The 18,136-nt window shown below is 53.5% G+C and carries 13 protein-coding genes; 6 read left to right on the top strand and 7 right to left on the bottom strand.

From position 1 onward, the window contains the following. Nucleotides 1-480, top strand: a complete 480-nt coding sequence (locus GO003_RS16935) for a hypothetical protein (protein WP_159654371.1) — start codon at nt 1-3, stop codon at nt 478-480. Between the two features lie 286 nt (nt 481-766). On the opposite strand, the gene GO003_RS16940 is transcribed toward GO003_RS16935, so the two are convergent. Continuing rightward, nucleotides 767-1,042 carry a hypothetical protein gene (locus tag GO003_RS16940; RefSeq protein WP_159654373.1) on the bottom strand — a complete coding sequence of 92 codons (276 nt, stop codon included), beginning with the start codon at nt 1,040-1,042 and terminating at the stop codon, nt 767-769. A gap of 80 nt (nt 1,043-1,122) precedes the next feature. Here GO003_RS16940 and GO003_RS16945 point away from each other — a divergent pair, with 80 nt between their 5' ends. The 5 genes from GO003_RS16945 (at nt 1,123) to GO003_RS16965 (ending at nt 8,025) form a co-directional block, all read left to right on the top strand. Beyond that, complete coding sequence (locus GO003_RS16945) at nt 1,123-2,418, top strand: TolC family protein (protein WP_159654375.1); 1,296 nt, start codon at nt 1,123-1,125, stop codon at nt 2,416-2,418. Further along, a complete protein-coding gene (locus GO003_RS16950; RefSeq protein WP_159654377.1) occupies nt 2,415-3,890 on the top strand; it encodes an efflux RND transporter periplasmic adaptor subunit in 1,476 nt (491 codons plus the stop codon). Before GO003_RS16945 ends, GO003_RS16950 begins: the two co-directional genes overlap by 4 nt. A 1-nt stretch (nt 3,891) precedes the next feature. Further along, a complete protein-coding gene (locus tag GO003_RS16955) occupies nt 3,892-7,029 on the top strand; it encodes an efflux RND transporter permease subunit (RefSeq protein ID WP_159654379.1) in 3,138 nt (1,045 codons plus the stop codon). Between the two features lie 63 nt (nt 7,030-7,092). Then, nucleotides 7,093-7,449, top strand: coding sequence for a hypothetical protein (locus GO003_RS16960; protein WP_159654381.1), 357 nt, complete (start codon nt 7,093-7,095; stop codon nt 7,447-7,449). 288 nt (nt 7,450-7,737) lie between these two features. Next, entirely contained in the window at nt 7,738-8,025 is a 288-nt protein-coding gene (locus tag GO003_RS16965; protein ID WP_159654383.1) for a hypothetical protein, read from the top strand. 240 nt (nt 8,026-8,265) lie between these two features. Here the strand turns inward: GO003_RS16965 and GO003_RS16970 are convergent, their stop codons facing one another. From GO003_RS16970 to GO003_RS16995, 6 genes are all read right to left on the bottom strand, one after another. Next, the gene (locus tag GO003_RS16970) at nt 8,266-10,575 is read right to left on the bottom strand and encodes a heavy metal translocating P-type ATPase (protein WP_231089038.1); all 2,310 of its coding nucleotides are present in this window, start codon (nt 10,573-10,575) and stop codon (nt 8,266-8,268) included. After that, entirely contained in the window at nt 10,572-13,766 is a 3,195-nt protein-coding gene (locus GO003_RS16975; protein WP_159654385.1) for a CusA/CzcA family heavy metal efflux RND transporter, read from the bottom strand. The genes GO003_RS16970 and GO003_RS16975 overlap by 4 nt, the downstream gene beginning before the upstream one ends. Before the next feature lie 54 nt (nt 13,767-13,820). After that, a complete protein-coding gene (locus GO003_RS16980) occupies nt 13,821-14,156 on the bottom strand; it encodes a YnfA family protein (protein WP_269144415.1) in 336 nt (111 codons plus the stop codon). A gap of 86 nt (nt 14,157-14,242) precedes the next feature. Further along, nucleotides 14,243-15,727, bottom strand: a complete 1,485-nt coding sequence (locus GO003_RS16985) for an efflux RND transporter periplasmic adaptor subunit (protein WP_159654387.1) — start codon at nt 15,725-15,727, stop codon at nt 14,243-14,245. Continuing rightward, the gene (locus GO003_RS16990) at nt 15,724-17,088 is read right to left on the bottom strand and encodes a TolC family protein (RefSeq protein ID WP_159654389.1); all 1,365 of its coding nucleotides are present in this window, start codon (nt 17,086-17,088) and stop codon (nt 15,724-15,726) included. Before GO003_RS16990 ends, GO003_RS16985 begins: the two co-directional genes overlap by 4 nt. Before the next feature lie 99 nt (nt 17,089-17,187). After that, nucleotides 17,188-17,604, bottom strand: a complete 417-nt coding sequence (locus tag GO003_RS16995) for a hypothetical protein (protein WP_206444615.1) — start codon at nt 17,602-17,604, stop codon at nt 17,188-17,190. Nucleotides 17,605-18,136 lie beyond the last annotated feature (532 nt).

Consider the following 18,136-nt stretch of genomic DNA (forward strand, 5'->3'; position numbering starts at 1 on the left):
ATGAGCAAAAACTTGTCCTTCTTGATTCTATTGTCAACAGCCTTAGCCTTGACTCCTGATTGTGTGGTTTATGCGGGCTCATCGAAATTGGTTATTCATGAAACTAAGCAAGACGTTGGCTCGAACAATAGCTGGGGAAAGAATGCCCAAAATCAAAATCAGGGCGAAACTGGAAATCAATTTGATCCACCGGGCAAAAATGCTCAGGGAGAAATAGAGCAGGCCGCCGAAAGTTTTGATGCCTTTGCCTTACTTATGCCAAAGGTAATTAGAGCAAGATTCCAGGCGTTCATGACACACGGATTTAAGGCTGTACTTTTGCCAAATAACGAAACAGAACCCAATGAAACTCGGATGATTGATGCGCTAATTAGAGGCCTGCAGGCATTGGGCAATTCATTGGCTCAGGACATGCCTCCAAAATCTCAGCCGCTAGATGAGCAGCATTCTACTGAAAAACAGATTCGAGCAAGACATTAATAATAGAGGTCCCCTGAATACAATCCATTTGCGAAGGATAGCTTTAAAACAATATGTTTGATGTCAAAAGGCCGATGTGGTAGTGTAGATCACTCAGTTTTCACGGTATGATTCCTTTGTGCTGATTCGGTTGCGTTCCCCCAAAAACCGACCTTATTTGGTCTCACTCATCCTCGTATTGATGGTGAGCTGGCTTTCTATGCTGATCTCGAATACCTGCATGATGCCGGAACCGGTCTTCAAAAGTTCAGTCAGTACTATGCCTGCGGGATGCGGGGAAATGGACTCATCTGCTATGCACGATGGCAGTCACACAGCCATGCCCCATCAGGATTGCTCTTTCAAACCCTGTCTTGATTCTCATCCTAATCCGGTTTTTGAGGTTAAGATCGATAAACCGCAAATACCGATCTTCGTTCTCTGCCTGATTGGGCTGATCGGCTACCTTTTTCAGTGCCTTTTTTCCACTCCACTTATTCCGCGCGCGAAAGCGCCGCCGATCGGCAGACGCGTTCTGTTGATCTATCGTTTCTGTACGCTTCTGAATTAGCCATTCACTCAAAATCAAACCGCGCTTTTTAAAGCGTTAGGGCGGTTCCGCGCCGTGCGGGGCCTTATTTTCGTTTGTGAAAGGAAAATCTCATGGTTTCCGTGATATTTCGGCGACTGCGGCGCATCTTGATGATGCCGGCAGTCTGCTGGTTCGTACTATTTTCAAATTTCCCCTTGGCCGATGAGCCCCTTACGCCTGAGCGGGCGGTCGGCATTGCTCTGGAAGACAACCCTGGTCTTGCCGAGATCAAGGCACGCGCCGAAGCCATGGCTGCAATTCCTTCGCAGGAAGGCAGTTTGCCCGATCCGACAGTCAGTTTTGGAGCGCTCTGGCTGCCGGTCGCGTCCGGACTGAATCTTCACAAAGACGATTTCACCATGATGGAGGTCGGCATCAGTCAGGCCGTGCCGTTTCCGGGCAAATTGGCGCTAAAGGAAAAAGCCGCGGTCTTCGAGGCGGAAGCGATAGCGGAAACGGCGGAGGAAGCTCGGCTTCAACTTGTTCGCGAGGTCACCCTGCAATGGTGGCAACTACTTTTCATACACCGTTCGTTGCTAATTATCGACGACACCGAACACCTGCTAAAGCAACTGGCCGAGATTGCCGATAGTCAATATCGGGTGGGAAAAGGACTTCAGCAGGATGTTCTGTCGGCGCTTCTGGAACAGACCAAACTGGCCAAAGAAAAGGCGCGACACATCGGCTTGCATCGTGCCTCCATGTCGCGCCTGAACGCCTTGCTCAACCGGCCTGCGGATCATGGTATTCGGCTGCCTGACGAGGTAGCGACTGAGTTACCGGATATCCGATCTGCCGGGGACTTGCAAACGCAAAGCGAGCAATCGCGTCCTCTGCTGGCCGAGCGCAAGAAAGCCATCGACGCCGCACAAACCCGGCTAGAGTTGGCTAAGAAAGATTATTATCCGGATTTCACGGTGGGTACTGCCTATTCGTTCCGGCAAAACAATCCGAACGGCCAAAGCCGCAGCGATTTTGCCAGTTTTCAGATCGCTGTGACGTTGCCGATTTATACCGACCGTAAACAAGCCAAAGCCGTCGATCAGAGGCAAAGCGAATTACTCAAGGAGCGATATGCGCTGAATGACGCGGAACGGAAAATCCAGACCGAAATCAACGAGTCGCTGGCGCTTTACCAGGCCAGTCGAGAACAGTTTGAGCTGTTGAAGAATAGCGCTCTGCCGCTCGCCGAACAGACGATCACCGCCGCTGTTGCCGCTTATCAGGTCGGAAAGACCGACTTTCAGAGCGTAATACGGGCTGAAAATGCCTGGTTTGACTACCGGAATCAGTACTGGCAGACGCTGGCCGAAGCACATCAGGCATTGGCGCAATTAGCCGCTGCCGTCGGCAAGGAGGCATTGTGAACAAAACCATACTATGGACAGCGCTCGTGGCCTCCGGCCTGGGCGTCCTCGGCGGTTATTGGCTGACTTCAAGGCTTGCTCCCTCTACCCCGCCCCCGGTGGTACAGGCCGAAAAGAAACCGCTCTTTTACCGCCATCCAATGAACCCGTCGATCACTTCGCCGGTACCGGCCAAGGATGAAATGGGCATGGACTATGTTCCAGTCTACGAACAATCCGAGAAAGATACAAAACCGGCCGCCCCTTCCGAAAGCAGTTCTCGAAATCAGGAAGGCAAAATTTTGTACTATCGCAATCCGATGGGCCTTCCGGATACTTCGCCGGTACCCAAAAAGGATTCGATGGGCATGGATTACATACCCGTCTATGCGGAAGAAAACACAGAGAGCGAAGTTTCTGTACTGCATGTGAGCACGGAAAAAATCCAGCGGCTCGGCGTCAAAACAACGTTAGTGCAAAACATCGACATTGCGCAGACGGTGCGCAGCGTCGGGATTATCGAAGCCGATGAACGCCGGCTGCATAACGTGACGCTCCGTTTTGACGGCTTTATCGAAAAACTCTATGTGAACGCCACGGGGCAATTGGTAGCGCGTGGTCAACCTTTATTTGAACTGTACAGCCCGGATTTGATTTCCGCTCAGCACGAATATCTAATTGCACAAAAAGGCCAGAGGATGCTCTCTCAGGGCCAGGACTGGCTGCAAGAGGGTATGAAGAGCCTGGCGGACAGCAGTATGGAACGTTTGGAAAATTGGGGCATCTCGGCAGCCGATTTGGGGCGGCTTCGACAGGGTAAGGCTCTCAAAACGGTGGTCGTGCGTTCGCCCGCTTCCGGCGTCATTCTGGAAAAATCCGCGGTTGCGGGCGCACGAGCAATGGCCGGGGACACGCTGTTTAAAATAGCTGATCTTTCCACAGTGTGGGTAATCGCCGAAGTCTACGAACAAGACATCGGCTCGATCAAGCTTGGCCAGACGGCCCGGGTGATCCTCGACGCTTATCCCGGCAAGCTCTTTACCGGCAAAGTGGGATTTATCTATCCCACGCTCAATGCTTCGACACGAACGGTCAAGGTACGCGTCGAACTCGCCAATCCCGGTCATCTGCTCAAGCCGATGATGTATGCCCAGCTTCAGATCGATGCCCAAATGCATCGGGCATTGGCGGTGCCGAAATCCGCGGTTCTGGAAAGCGGCCGTCGCACGCTGGTGCTTGTCGATCGCGGCGAAGGACGTTTCGAGCCACGTTCGGTTAAGCTAGGTCTTCGCGGTGATGAGATGACCGAAATTCTGGACGGACTTCATGAGCAGGAAAGCGTCGTGGTCGGAGCAAACTTTCTGATCGATGCGGAGAGTAACCTGAAGGCTGCCGTAAGCGCATTCGAGCCGGTTGATGCAAAACAAAACAGCGCCGTCTCATTCGAACCGTTGTCGCCGGCCGGAGAACAGGCCCATCAAGGGGGAATGTAACATGTTGGGACGAATCATTGAATGGTCGGCTCGTAACGTATTCCTGGTGGTGTTGGCAACAGTCTTTATCGTGATCGGCGGCGTTTATGCCGTATTGAAAACCCCACTCGACGCCTTGCCTGACCTGTCGGACGTGCAAGTGATCGTCTATACCGAATACCCCGGCCAGGCGCCGCAGGTGGTTGAGGATCAGGTCACTTATCCCTTGACTACGGCGATGCTGAGCGTCCCTCACTCGAAGGTAGTACGCGGTTTTTCATTTTTCGGTGCCTCTTTCGTCTATGTGATATTTGAAGATGGCGTTGATGTGTATTGGGCGCGATCGCGCGTGCTGGAATACCTGAATTTCGCTTCCGCCCGTCTGCCGAAGGGGATCACGCCGAGTCTTGGGCCTGATGCAACCGGCGTCGGCTGGGTTTTTCAATACGTGGTGCAAAGCGCTCGGCATTCGCTGGCGGAACTTCGGACATTACAGGACTGGTTCATCCGTTACCAGCTGACCAAAGCGCACGGTGTAGCGGAAGTCGCAGGTGTCGGTGGCTTCGTACAGCAATATCAGGTGATCGCTGATCCGCGCAAACTCCAGGCTTACGGCGTCCCGTTGTCAGCGATCGGCCGTGTGATCGCCGAAAGCAACCGTGACGTTGGCGGGCGCGTGGTCGAAATGACGGAAACCGAGTACATGGTGCGAGGCAAAGGCTATCTGCGAGGCATTCAGGATATCGAGGATTTGGTGGTGAAAGCCGAGGGGGGAACTCCGGTACTGATTCGCGATGTTGCTCGTGTGGAACTCGGACCTGACGAGCGCCGCGGTGTTACCGAATTGAATGGCGAAGGTGAGGTGGTATCCGGTATTGCGATTGCCCGTTACGGTCAGAATGCGCTGGAAGTGATCGAAAATGTGAAAGCCAAACTCCGGGAAATTGCTCCGGGGTTACCGGTGGGTGTTTCGATCACTCCTGTTTATGATCGCTCCCTGTTAATTTTGAAAGCCATTGAGAATCTCCGTGACAAATTGATCGAAGAAAGTTTGGTCGTGGCTTTTGTCTGCATCGTGTTTCTCTATCATATACGTAGTGCTCTGGTCGCGATTGTGATGCTGCCGGTCGGCGTGCTGATCGCCTTCATCGTAATGCACGGTCTCGGCATTAATTCGAATATCATGAGTCTCGGAGGCATTGCGATCGCGATCGGGGTAATGGTGGATGCGGCGATCGTCATGATAGAAAACGCGCACAAACATCTGGAGCGCGCCCCGCCTGACGCCGACCGTCTTGGCCTGATAATCAGCGCCGCCAAGGAAGTCGGTCCTGCATTATTCCTGAGTCTTTTAGTGATTACCATCTCATTCCTTCCTGTTTTCGTGCTCGAAGAACAGGAAGGCCGGCTATTCAAACCCCTGGCTTACACCAAGACCTTTGCGATGGCCGGAGCGGCCATTTTGTCCGTGACTTTGGTGCCGGTATTGATGTGGCTGTTCATCCGGGGCAACATCTTGCCGGAGCATCGCAATCCGCTGAATCGACTGTTGATTTGGCTGTATCGGCCGGTGATCGAAGGCGTATTGCGCTGGAAAAAGCTGACTATCTGTATTGCAATGGCCATTCTGCTCATCTCGGCTTATCCGGCGTCGAAATTAGGCAGCGAGTTTATGCCGACACTGAACGAAGGCACTTTACTGTTCATGCCGATGAGCCTGCCCGGTTTATCGGTCACTAAGGCTGCGGAAATCATGCAAACCCATAACCGGATTCTGAAAGGCTTTCCGGAAGTCGAATCGGTGTTTGGCAAAGCCGGGCGCGCAGCCACCGCGACCGACCCTGCGCCGCTCGAAATGTTCGAAACGGTGGTCAACCTGAAACCGGAGTCGGAATGGCGGCCCGGCATGACCACCGACAGGCTAATCGCGGAAATGGATCGGGCGACCCAAATGCCTGGCGTCACGATCGCCTGGACCATGCCGATCAAAAACCGCATCGACATGCTCTCGACCGGTATCCGGACACCGATCGGCATCAAGGTGTTCGGTACCGACCTCACGCAAATGGAACGGCTAGCGACCGAAATCGAAGCCGCCGTCAAAACCGTGCCGGGTACCACCAGCGCCTATGCGGAACGGATTACAGGCGGCTATTACCTCAACATCGAGCCGGATCGAAAGCAATTGGCTCGCTATGGGCTGAGCATCGGCAATTTTCAGGATGTGATCGCGACCGCATTGGGCGGCGAGACTGTCACTACTACGGTGGAAGGCCGAGAACGCTTCAATGTGATCGTGCGCTATCCGCGCGAACTGCGCGACTCCCCGGAAATGATTGCAACACAAGTTCTGGTTCCTATTGCGGGAGGAGCGATGGTCCCGCTCGGACAACTGGCGCGGGTCAGCCTCGATAAAGGCGCGCCGGGCATCCGCACCGAAAACGCGCTGCTTTCCGCCTATATCTTCGTCGATATCCGGGGTCGCGACATCGGCGGTTATGTGGTCGACGCGCAACAGGCCGTGCTGGAAAAAGTTAAGTTTCCGCCCGGCTATTACGCTACCTGGAGCGGCCAGTTCGAATATATGGAGCGCGCGAAGGCCAAGCTGGCCGTTGCCGTTCCAATGACATTGTTCATCATTTTCCTGCTGTTGTACCTGAATTTCAAGCGCATCACCGAAACGCTGATCGTAATGCTGTCGTTGCCGTTTTCGCTGGTCGGCGGCATATGGCTGCTCTACTGGCTCGATTACAACCTCAGCGTGGCGGTCATTGTCGGCTTCATCGCCTTGGCCGGCGTGGCGGCCGAGACCGGTGTCGTGATGCTGATTTATCTGGATCAGGCGCTGGGAAGAATCAGGACGATCCGAACGGCGGAAAACCGGCCGCTGGTCAAATCCGACCTGTACGACGCGATCCGGGAAGGCGCCGTCGAGCGGGTCAGGCCGAAGATCATGACCGTGGCCGCGATCATGGCGGGTCTCCTGCCGATTATGTGGGGAACGGGAACCGGTTCGGAAGTGATGCGCCGCATTGCCGCGCCGATGGTGGGCGGCATGGTCTCGTCAACGTTGTTGACATTGATTGTGATTCCGGCGCTTTACGCCCTGTGTAAACAATATTCTATCAATAACGAAACTCGCTTAAGGAGGGAAAACTGAACGATATATTGATCATATGAAAAATAATTTCTTTAACCTATTGAGATATTTTGGAGAAAACCCATGAAAACATCATTACTGATTATCTTGTTTTTAGCACTTGGTTTGTTGACTTCATGCGCTGAATATAACCCGCACTCGATGGACATGGATCAAGCGGTTCATAACGCAAAATCCAAAGCCGATCACGAGGAGTTGGCACAACACTATGAAGAAGTGGCGAAAGAAATGCAGGCCAAGGTCAACGAGCACAAGAAAATCCTGAGCCATTACGAGCGCGAGCCGTGGTTGTGGGGTAAGCAGGCAATCGGATTCGACGTCCATTGCAAAAATCTGATTCGAATCTACAGTCAGGCCGCGGAGGAAAACCTGGAAATGGCGAAAATGCATCGTGAATTGGCGGCAGGGGAAAAGCCATAGCGAAATAGTGAATTTAGGGACGCCATCAATCTGTCAAGCAGATTGATGGCTAATTCCTTTTTTATCTAAATGTATGGCTGCTTTGATTGAGTATTTTCAGAATCAAAATTGATTTTCGTATTACCGATGGGGATCAATATAAATAAATTTAGGTATTTGTACTAATTGAACTATTACTAAAGTTGTAATTCTCTAACGAATTAGAATGCAGCCGGATATTTCGACTGTGGTCTACGTGGGCACGAGTTATAGCGCTCACTTTTCTAATCAGCCCGTAAGGAGGTTAACATGAAAACATTCACCCTATTATTCATGATGATTTTTATTACATTGAACAGTCCCTTCACGGTTGCCGCTGAAGAACAACAGAAGAAAATGACCGAAAAGGAAATGCAGGAACAGCTGAAACAAATGGAAAAGGAATTAGCCGAAATACGCCAGACAAAGAAACCCCAAGAGCGCAGGCAGATGATGGATCAACATATGCAGCACATGCAGCAAATGCACAACATGATGAGAGATGACGGATGCTGCGCTGGGGACATGCCTATGATGGGGCATGAGCCCAAAAAATAGCTTGGCGTACAGCAAAATGAAGGAATGCTTTGTCTGACATCTTAGCCTAATCATTGACTGTAGGGAAAAATCTAGAGAGGGCGGTCACAGGCTTTGTGCCCATCCGAAATCAGGGGCAGCTATCGACAAAGGCTGCATGGAACACGGTAATGGCCGGAAAGGATGGGTAAAACCGCATAGCCATCCCTCCGGTCATCCAAAACCGGATACTTTTTTGGTTGCGATAGCTCAAAGAAAATCCTATTTTGAGTGTAGCAGCCGCAACCCATTGGCAACGACCAGCAGAGAAGCTCCCATGTCCGCTGCAATGGCTTCCCATAAGGTTGCAAGCCCTGCAAAAGCTAACAGGGCAAAAACAGCTTTGATCGTGAGCGCGAAAACAATATTTTGCCGAATAATCGCCAGTGTTCTTTTGGAATGTCCGATCAGCCAAGGAAGCTTGGAAAGGTCGTCGCCCATTAAGGCGATATCCGCTATTTCGATCGCCGCATCCGAGCCCAATACACCCATCGCAATCCCCAGATTGGCCCGGCCCAGGGCCGGTGCATCATTTACGCCGTCGCCGACCATCGCAACCTGGCCGTATTTTTCGACCATTTGACTGACAATCTCAACTTTATCGGCCGGCAGCAATTCGGCATGTACTTCATCGATACCGATCTGTGCCGCGATGTTGTTAGCCGTAACTCGATTATCGCCGGTCAACATGACCAAATGTTTGATTCCCTTTTGTCTCAGGGATTGCAAAATCGATTTGATTTGCGCGCGGGGCTGATCGGCGACGGCAATCAGGCCGCAAATGTGCCGGTCATTGCCAATCGCGATAACGGTTTGGCCGTTCTGTTCAAGCGCGATCGCTTTTTCACTGATTTCCGGTACTTCCCGGCTACGTTCCAATAGATAACGGCGCGATCCCAACCAGAAATCAGCGCCATTAAAGAGTCCGGTGACGCCTTTGCCGGGCAGAACCGTCACGTTGTCGGCGCCGGCAACACGGATGCCCCGGTTTTCCGCGTATTGTAGAATGGCTTTAGCCAGCGGATGATTGCTGCGAGCTTCCAGTGCCGCAGCACGGCTTAACAGTTCTTCTTCGCTATGACTATTAAACGGGTAAACACCGGTGACGATCGGCTCGCCGCAGGTCAGCGTACCGGTTTTATCAAAGGCAATCGCATTCAGAAGGGCCGGCGCTTCGATATAAATGCCGCCTTTGATCAGAATGCCTTGCCGGGCGGCGCTGGCCAATGCCGCGACAATACTGACCGGTGTTGAAATGACCAATGCACAAGGGCAGGCAATCACCAGCAACACCAAGGCGCGGTAAAACCACTCGTTCCAGATGCCCGCTAAAAACAACGGCGGAATGATAAACACGGCCAGCGCCAGGATCATCACCACCGGCGTGTAAACGCGGGCAAACTTATCCACCCATTGTTCGGCTTCCGCCCGCTTATTATGGGCTTCTCCAACCATACGCGTGATCTGCGCCAGCGTGGTATTCGCGGCGAGTTTGCTTGACCGGATTTCCAGTGTTCCTTCACCATTGATACTGCCGGCAAACACTTCATCGCCGGCTTGCTTGGCAACAGGAATGCTTTCACCGGTAATCGGCGCCTGATTGACCGAACTGAAGCCGTTAATCACCTCGCCATCCAAAGGGAATTTATCGCCAGGCGCTACGATGAAACGGCTGCCGATGCCGACTTCTGCGGCGGACATGCGGCGTTCCTGTCCGGTTTCATCCTTGATCGTCACCGTCGAAGGCGCTAAATCCAGCAATGCTTCGACGGCATGACGGGCACGGCCGATACTCCAGCTTTCAATCGCCAGAGACAGGGAAAATAAAAAACTCACGGTGGCCGCTTCAAACCATTCGTCAATGAACATGGCGCCGATGACGGCCACCGTCATCAACAAATTCATATCGGCACGCAATCGTCTCAGCGCGTACAAAGCTTTAACAACCACATGCCGGCCGCCGAAAATAACCGCCAGGCCAAAGGCGATTTTTTCAGGCAAAGGCATGGCTTGCCGGGTGTGTGTGTTCAATAAGCTAGTGAGATAGTCAGTGATAACCTCCCAGTTTAGAGACCAGTTTTCAGGATGGCTGAGAAACGTTTGTACATCACTAAAACCACCGGCCATAGCGATATGAATCAACATGCCGGCAACGATAAACAAACCGCTAAGCGTGGTATAAACGGTCTTCGAACGGTGAAGCTGTTTTACATCAGCTTGCGCCTGACCTGCTTGCCAGCGTGTAGCCTTCATGCCAGTTGCCGCAATCGCTTTAATGATGTTTTTTTCAGCCACAGGTCCGGCATCGGGCAAAATCGTCATTCGCCCATTTAAAATATCAAAAACCAGCTTGTTACTGCCACCCACTATCGGGCCTAACGCGCTTTTTAAAGTGGCGACTTCTTCGGCGCAGTCCAGACCTTCGATCTTGAAAGTCATGCCACTCGCAAGTATTGATGCGACTGGCTGACTGCTATCCGGTTTGTCTTCTGCACAACCGCAGGATTTTTTTGATTGATTGCATGATTTCATCTCTTTCTCTCCTCATCAAACCCAATCTGCATATTTCCCGGTATCACGGAACCTGCTTGTTGTTTATCATTGCGATGCGCGAGCCAGTATAGGATCGGTAACACCAACAAAGTCAACATCGTTGACGACAAGATGCCGCCGATCACCACGGTGGCCAGTGGCCGCTGCACTTCAGCCCCGGTTCCCGTAGCAATTGCCATCGGCACGAAACCGAATGACGCCACTAATGCCGTCATCAGCACCGGCCGGAGACGCGTGAGAGCGCCCTCAACAATCGCCTTATCCAACGACATGCCTTGTTCGCGCAGGCTACGGACGAAGGTAATCATCACCAGACCATTGAGCACCGCCACACCGGAGAGCGCGATAAAGCCGACCGCTGCCGAGATCGACATCGGAATATCGCGCAGCCAGAGCGCGACCAAACCGCCCGTCAACGCAAAAGGAATGCCGCTAAAGACCAGTAAACCGTCTTTGACGTTGCCAAACATCATGAACAGCAGTGTAAAGACCAGCAGTAACGCCACCGGCACCACGATCTGCAAGCGTTGCGTGGCCGATTGCAATTGCTCGAACTGCCCGCCCCATATGCTCCAGTATCCCGCCGGGATCTTGACTTGCTGCTGAAGCCGCTGCCCGGCCTCGGCAACAAATGAACCGATGTCACGACCACGCACGTTGGCGCTTACAACGATCCGGCGTTTGCCGTCCTCCCGGCTGATTTGGTTGGGCCCTGGGGCTAGTTCAAGGCTTGCGATTTCGGCAAGCGGAATATAGGTGGCTCGACCGTCGCCGCCTTGCGCTCGCGGCAATGGAATCGGGAGACGCTTGAGTGCTTCCAAGTCACTGCGCAGGTTATCCGGCAAACGAACGATAATGTCGAAACGCCGATCCCCCTCAAACAAAGTTCCTGCTTCTGTCCCGCCAATCGCGGTGGCCACTGCATCCTGCACATCGCCTACGTTTAAACCATAACGAGAGGTTTTGTCTCGGTTAATGTTGACAGTTAGCATAGGCAAGCCTGTCGTTTGCTCCACTTTAACCTCAGAAGCGCCTGGAATCTTCTCCGTTAACGATGAGATTTTAGTCGCCGTGTCGTTCAGCACAGCCATATCGTCGCCGAATACTTTAATCGCGACATCGCTACGTACGCCTGAAATCAGCTCATTGAAGCGCAGTTGGATAGGCTGGGAGAATTCGTAAATGTTGCCGGGGAGTTTGTTTGCTGCTGTCTGTATAGCAGCGAGCAGTTCGTCCCTCGATTTCTCCGGATCGGGCCATTGCTCTCGCGGCTTGAGCATGATGTAACCATCCGAAATGTTGGGCGGCATCGGGTCTGAGGCGATCTCGGCGGTACCCGTCCGCGCAAACACCCGGTCGATTTCCGGGAATTGCTGTTTCAGAGAATGTTCAATTTGTTGCTGCATGGCGACCGATTGCGACAAACTGGTACCGGGGATCCGCAGCGCCTGAATAGCGAAGTCTCCTTCGTTCAAACTAGGCACAAATTCACTGCCCATACGCGTCGCCAAGAGACCTGACAGGATTACTGTGACGACAGCGAACGTCAACACCACAGGTTTGTTAATCATGACCTGATCCAGCGCTACCGCATAAAGACGCTTAGCCGTCTGCATCAGAACATTTTCTTTCTCTGCTACTTTGTCGCCGATAAACAGCGCTACGGCCGCCGGAATAAACGTGACTGACAGAATCATGGCACCCACTAAGGCAATCACGACCGTGAAAGCCATTGGATGAAACATTTTTCCTTCCACGCCGGTCAGGGCGAAGATCGGCAAATACACGACCATGATGATAAGCTGGCCGAACAACAGTGCCCGCCGCGCTTCTTTCGAGGCTATAAACACTTCCTGAAAGCGTTCGCTACGGGTCAACGAACGCCCCTGTTGTTCCTGGGCATGGGCGAGCCGCCGCACGCAGTTTTCCACGATTACCACAGCACCATCAATGATGACACCGAAGTCGAGTGCACCTAAACTCATCAGGTTCGCGCTAACCTGGTAAGTCACCATGCCGGTGAAGGTGAACAACATCGACAATGGAATCACCAACGCCGTGATGATGGCCGCGCGGATGTTGCCGAGGAACAGGAACAGAATCACGATCACCAGGATCGCGCCCTCGGCTAAGTTCTTCTTGACGGTGTTGATGGCCTTATCGACCAGTACCGTCCGGTCGTAGACGGTGACTACCCGCACGCCTTCGGGCAGTGTACGGTTAATCTCCCCCATTTTTTTGTCGACCGCCTGCGAAACGCTACGGCTGTTCTGGCCGATGAGCATGAAGACCGTGCCCAGCACGACCTCGCGGCCATTTTCGGTGGCGGCGCCGGTGCGCAGTTCGCGGCCAATTTCGACCTCGCCCACATCGCGAATTCGGATCGGCACGCCCTGCACATTGCCGAGAATGATGTTGCGGATATCCTCCATCGAGTGCACTTGGCCTGGCGCACGGAGCAAATACTGTTCGCCGCGCTTTTCGATGTAGCCGGCGCCGACATTGTTGTTGTTGCGATCCAGCGCCGTCACGATATCCTGCAACGTCAGGCCGTAGGAAGCAAGTTTTTCAGGAACCGGCGCGACCTGATATTGCTTGGCAAAGCCGCCGATGGAATTGATTTCGGTCACGCCCGGCACGTTGCGCAGTTGCGGCTTGATGATCCAGTCCTGAATCTCGCGCAGGTCGGTTGCCGTGTAAGGCGAACCGTCAGGTTTTTTGGCGCCGTCTTTGGCTTCGACTGTCCACAGATAGATTTCCCCCAGGCCGGTCGAGATAGGCCCCATCGCCGGTGTGATGCCGGCAGGCAGTTTATCCTTGGCTTCCTGGATGCGCTGATTAACCAACTGCCGGGCAAAGTAAATATCGGTGCCGTCCCGGAAGATCACCGTCACCTGCGACAGGCCGTAGCGCGACAGCGACCGGCTTTGCTCCAGATGGGGCAAACCCGACATGACAGTTTCGATTGGATAGGTAATGCGCTGTTCGGTCTCCAGCGGCGAATAGCCGGGCGCCGTGGTATTGATTTGCACCTGGACGTTGGTGATGTCCGGGACGGCGTCGATCGGCAGAATTTTGTAATTGAAAATGCCGAGTCCCGCCATGGCGAGCACGGCCAGAATAACCAGCCAGCGGTGCTCGATGGATAAGCGGATAAGTCGTTCAAACATGATGGGGGGCCTCCTGCTCTGTAGTTTTCCTTACGAAATCAATAAAATCATGGCCTAAACTTCGCTGCGCCAGCCCAGCACAATGATCGCCATTCCGAACAAAGCGATTCCAGCACCCGTCCAATCCAATATAGATAACCTTTCTCCATCTACTACTCTTAGCCAAACCAGAGCGGTAGCCACATAAACACCGCCATAAGCAGCGTAAATACGGCCACTGGCGGCCGGATGTAAAGTAAGCAGCCATACGAACAGCGACAGGCTGAGCACTGCCGGCAACAGCAACCATGGAGAGCCACTCTTGCGGAGCCACAAATAGGGCAGAAAACAGCCGATGATTTCGGCAAGGGCGGTAACGAGGAAAAGAGCGGTGGTTTTCAGTATCAACATAATTCTCTCCATTGCGTATGAATAATGATGATGCGCCCGCTTCCCGGGGCAGTGGCAAGCCTAAACGACCTAAACTGGCTATTGCATTAATGCTCATGTGAGGCTCCTTCTTTACCCTGTTCGGATTTGAGCACGAAGCTGCCATTGAGAGCATATTCAGTGCCAGGTTTGAGTCCTTTCACAATCTCCACAAACTTACCATCTGAAAGCCCGGTAATGACCGGTTGCGCAATAAATCCACCCGGCACGCGGACAAAAATCGTAGGCTCGTTGTTGACATTCTGGACAGCATCAGACGATACGGCGACCGGCACCTCGGTTTCGCTGGCTACGATCTCGACAGTGATAAACAACCCCGGTCGCCATGCCATCTGCGGATTCGCCAGCGTCACGCGCGCCGTTGCGGTACGCGTTTGTTCGCCCATCAGTGCGCCCACATAGGACACCGTGCCGGATGCCGTGGAGTCGAGTGCCGTGGCCTTGATCATAACCTTCCCGCCGACCCGGATCACGTTGAGATCCTTCGCCGATACGATGATCTCGGCCCACACCGACGACAAATCGGAAATGGTGAAGATGCTCGCATCTTCTTTGACCGCTTCACCCAGGGCAATATGCTTTTCGACTATCATGCCGTCGAACGGCGCACGAATCTCGTAGCGGTTGAGCGAACCGGAGTTGACCGATACATTTGGACTTGCGCCAAGCGCCATCAACTTCTGTTGAGCATTATGTACGTCGATTTCCGCCTCGTTCATTACTTGTCGGGCTTGCAGGTAGTCCTGCTCCGCCGAGATCTTTGCCCCCCACAAGTGCTTTTCCCGCGCAAAGGTGGCACGAGCCAGTTCCAGACGTTTTTGTGCGGAGAGCAACTCGCTACGTTGTTCCGCCAGTCCGGTACTTGCAATCACTACCAGCACTTGACCTTTCTTAACCGGGTCTCCGAGGTTGGCGGATATAACCTCGACCACACCGGCTAGACGAGGGACGACGTGAGACGTTTTATCTTCATTGAAGCGAATTTCACCCGGCAGGGTCACTACGTTTTTGATGCGCGCGCCACCTGCTGTCTGGGTCTTTACACCTGCTTCCTTGACCTGCTGATCGGTCAGATTGATTTTCCCCTCTTCTTTAACCCAGGAAAATTGCAGCGACTGGCTATCATGCTGCGCAATCACGGTTGCCTCGAATACGTGCGGCTCCTCGATTGGCTGGGCGCTCTGCAAAAAATCCTTTTCCGACACAAAGTCGATGTTCTGCTTCTCGCCATCCGGCCGCGTCACTATCGCCGACACCTGGGCGGCATTCGGCGACAGAGGCTTATCCTGATTAAACAGATAAATGCGGAAGCGCGGTTCGCCTTCGTCTTCCGCGAGCAGGATTTCCAGTTCGAAGTCGCCTTTGACGAAAAGCTTGCCGCCGTGCGGACCTCCGTTATCATCAGTTTTTGCTTCATGCGACTCGCTTTCTTCCTCTGTATGGGTAGGCGGCTCTAGGCGCAGGATCAATACGGCAAGCACGATGCCGACCGCGATCAATCCGGAAATAATCAAACTCTGTTTCGTTTTCATTGCGATGCCTCCTGTTTAAGACTGGCCAAGGCACCGTCGTCCAGACCGCCGCCGATCAATCGCTCTACCTCGGCCACCGCCTTGTGATAATCCGCCTGCGCCAGCAGGTACTGGGTTTTGGCTCCGAACAGGGTGCGCTGCGCATCGAGCACGTCCAGAAAGCCGAACTTGCCTAAACGATAGCCTTCGCGGGCGGCAGCGTAGGCGCTTTGCGCGCCGGGCAAAACTTCCTGCCGCAGCGCCGAGACCTCGGCATGTGCGGCGCTTAAGCGCTGATAGGCGGTGTTCAATGCGGTCGCAATCCTCACCTCTGCGCTGCGGTGGTCTTCCTCCGCTTTGGTCAGCCGATGCTCGGCTTCGAGGATGCCGCCCTGGTTGCGGTTGAATGCCGGCAGCGGTATCGAAAAACCGACGACGAGCGCATAATCATTAGGCATCAGGTACTTGCTCGCCCCTAGCGTTGCCGTCACATCGGGAATGGCCTTGGATTTTTCCACCGTAATCAGCGCCTGCCGCTGCGTGATTTCCGTAGCCCAGCGGGCCAAATCCGGATTGTTGGCGAGCCGCTGCAGCAGCGACTCTAAAGATGGCGGGGGACGAATGGCGTTCAGATCGCCGGCGACCGCCTCGAAGCGGGGAGCGGCGCTGCCCCAACTCGCGGCGAGACGCTTTCGGGCCGCTTCCAATTCTCTTTGGGCGCGCATCAGTTCAATCTGCACCGAAGCGCGGGCCGTTTTGGCCTTGGTCTCTTCGACGGGCGAGACCTTGCCGGCCTGGACCCGCGCGGACGTCATCACCAGCATCTGATTCGCCAGTTCCTGAATTTGCTGCGTCAGCGACAGACGTTGTTGCGCCGCCAGCACCTCAATGAAGGCCTGGGAGACCTGGGTTAGGACATCAATGCGCTTGGATTCGTAATCCCAATCGGCCAATTCTTTGGTCAGGGCGGCGGCCTCCGTTCGAGCCGCGCGCTTGCCGCCCAATTCGATCAACTGGCTGAGTTCCAAGGTCACCACATCGCCGTCGAAGCCTTGAATCGAGCGGTTGCCGAAGTTCGCCGCATTCGCGCCGAAAGTCGGATTCGGGAAAAAGCTCGCCTGCAAAGCGGCCGCTTCCCGTGCGCGGGTCTCCCAGGAAAAGGTGGCGAGTTCTGGGTTTTGGGTCAAGGCCAGGGCCAGCGCCTGCGGCAAAACCAAAGTTCCGGCCGGTTCGTCGGACGCGCTTGGATCGCGCTCCGCCTGATTCTGGTTTTCCAGATGGACGAGCGGCGTTTTCTGGTCTGTCGGATCGGCGCCGGCTGGACCGGCTGCAATGATGATACTGAGGGCGATGCCGAACGGCAGCGCATAATTCGAGCACATGGATAGTCTCTCCGTAGCGTGGATTGGAACGAACGCCGAGCGGACAAGCAGGCGCAAACCTGCGCCATCGGCCGGCGGGTTACGGCTATGAAGAGCGGGCTAAATCAGAAGAACGGTACTGCGTAGGCTAAGCAGCCGGGAATCCGTGAAAAGAGGATCGGAAAAAAAATGTCGCTGTGGAATTACCCTGGCGTAGGGTATGAGGAAAAAAACAAGGAAAAATAGGGGCAACAGCCCAAGATCGAGCGATATTTTAGATAAAACTGATAAGGGAACATGGGCGCCATGGTCATCGCCGGCTATGGGGATATCGGTGCAAGGCGACGTGCAGGGTGAATCGCCGTCCGTGATATAGGCGTTAGCCCCGTCCTTGTGCTGGGTAGCTTTATCTGCATTGGCGCCATGATCTTGACTGATGCGCTCTACGGCGACATGACCGTCAGCACCAAAACACAGCACAAAGGCCGACTCCCCATGACTAAGGCCGAAATGACCAAGTACCGTAAGGATTAGCACAAAAGAAAGCCAAGTTTTGGAACGTCGTAAAGTATCCATAATTGGTCGTTATACCATATAAAGTCAAAAACACAAGCTTTCTGGCATATATGGAGGTATTTGCGCCCCGACCAGATGGGCATGAGCATTTGAACGGAGGCTTTTCCAAACTATGAATGTCTGCAATCTATAGATGTGCAGCCGTATAGAAATATAAAGCGAATGTCGCCATAGGGCCCTGACCGTGTCAAAACTCATCACTAAACTTGCCTGACATGTAAAATACTCCACCGATCAGCCTGAGAGGAGCAACAGATCAATGATTGGCTCCACTAAGGCTAATATTTTGTCCGAAATTAGGCATTACCAAACCACAGGCTTTTGGATTTTTGCGTTTTGACACAGCCTCGGTCGAAAGCGCCAATTCGTCTTACCTAAAAACCGACATTCACTACTGGCGTAATTGTATCGGAATCAATGGCCTGGGTTTGAATCGGAACTGTTGGCGGTTTTCAATCGGAAGGAGCGGCTGGTTTGTGATGGAATATGAATA

The sequence above is a fragment of the Methylicorpusculum oleiharenae genome (genome assembly GCF_009828925.2).
GTDB lineage: Bacteria > Pseudomonadota > Gammaproteobacteria > Methylococcales > Methylomonadaceae > Methylicorpusculum > Methylicorpusculum oleiharenae.

Coding starts and splice junctions, on each gene's coding strand:
- GO003_RS16960 (WP_159654381.1), top strand. CDS start 7,093: ATGAAAACATCATTACTGATTATCTTGTTTTTAGCACTTGGTTTGTTG.
- GO003_RS16945 (WP_159654375.1), top strand. CDS start 1,123: ATGGTTTCCGTGATATTTCGGCGACTGCGGCGCATCTTGATGATGCCG.
- GO003_RS16955 (WP_159654379.1), top strand. CDS start 3,892: ATGTTGGGACGAATCATTGAATGGTCGGCTCGTAACGTATTCCTGGTG.
- GO003_RS16965 (WP_159654383.1), top strand. CDS start 7,738: ATGAAAACATTCACCCTATTATTCATGATGATTTTTATTACATTGAAC.
- GO003_RS16980 (WP_269144415.1), bottom strand. CDS start 14,156: ATGTTGATACTGAAAACCACCGCTCTTTTCCTCGTTACCGCCCTTGCC.
- GO003_RS16970 (WP_231089038.1), bottom strand. CDS start 10,575: ATGAAATCATGCAATCAATCAAAAAAATCCTGCGGTTGTGCAGAAGAC.
- GO003_RS16990 (WP_159654389.1), bottom strand. CDS start 17,088: ATGTGCTCGAATTATGCGCTGCCGTTCGGCATCGCCCTCAGTATCATC.
- GO003_RS16935 (WP_159654371.1), top strand. CDS start 1: ATGAGCAAAAACTTGTCCTTCTTGATTCTATTGTCAACAGCCTTAGCC.
- GO003_RS16975 (WP_159654385.1), bottom strand. CDS start 13,766: ATGTTTGAACGACTTATCCGCTTATCCATCGAGCACCGCTGGCTGGTT.
- GO003_RS16985 (WP_159654387.1), bottom strand. CDS start 15,727: ATGAAAACGAAACAGAGTTTGATTATTTCCGGATTGATCGCGGTCGGC.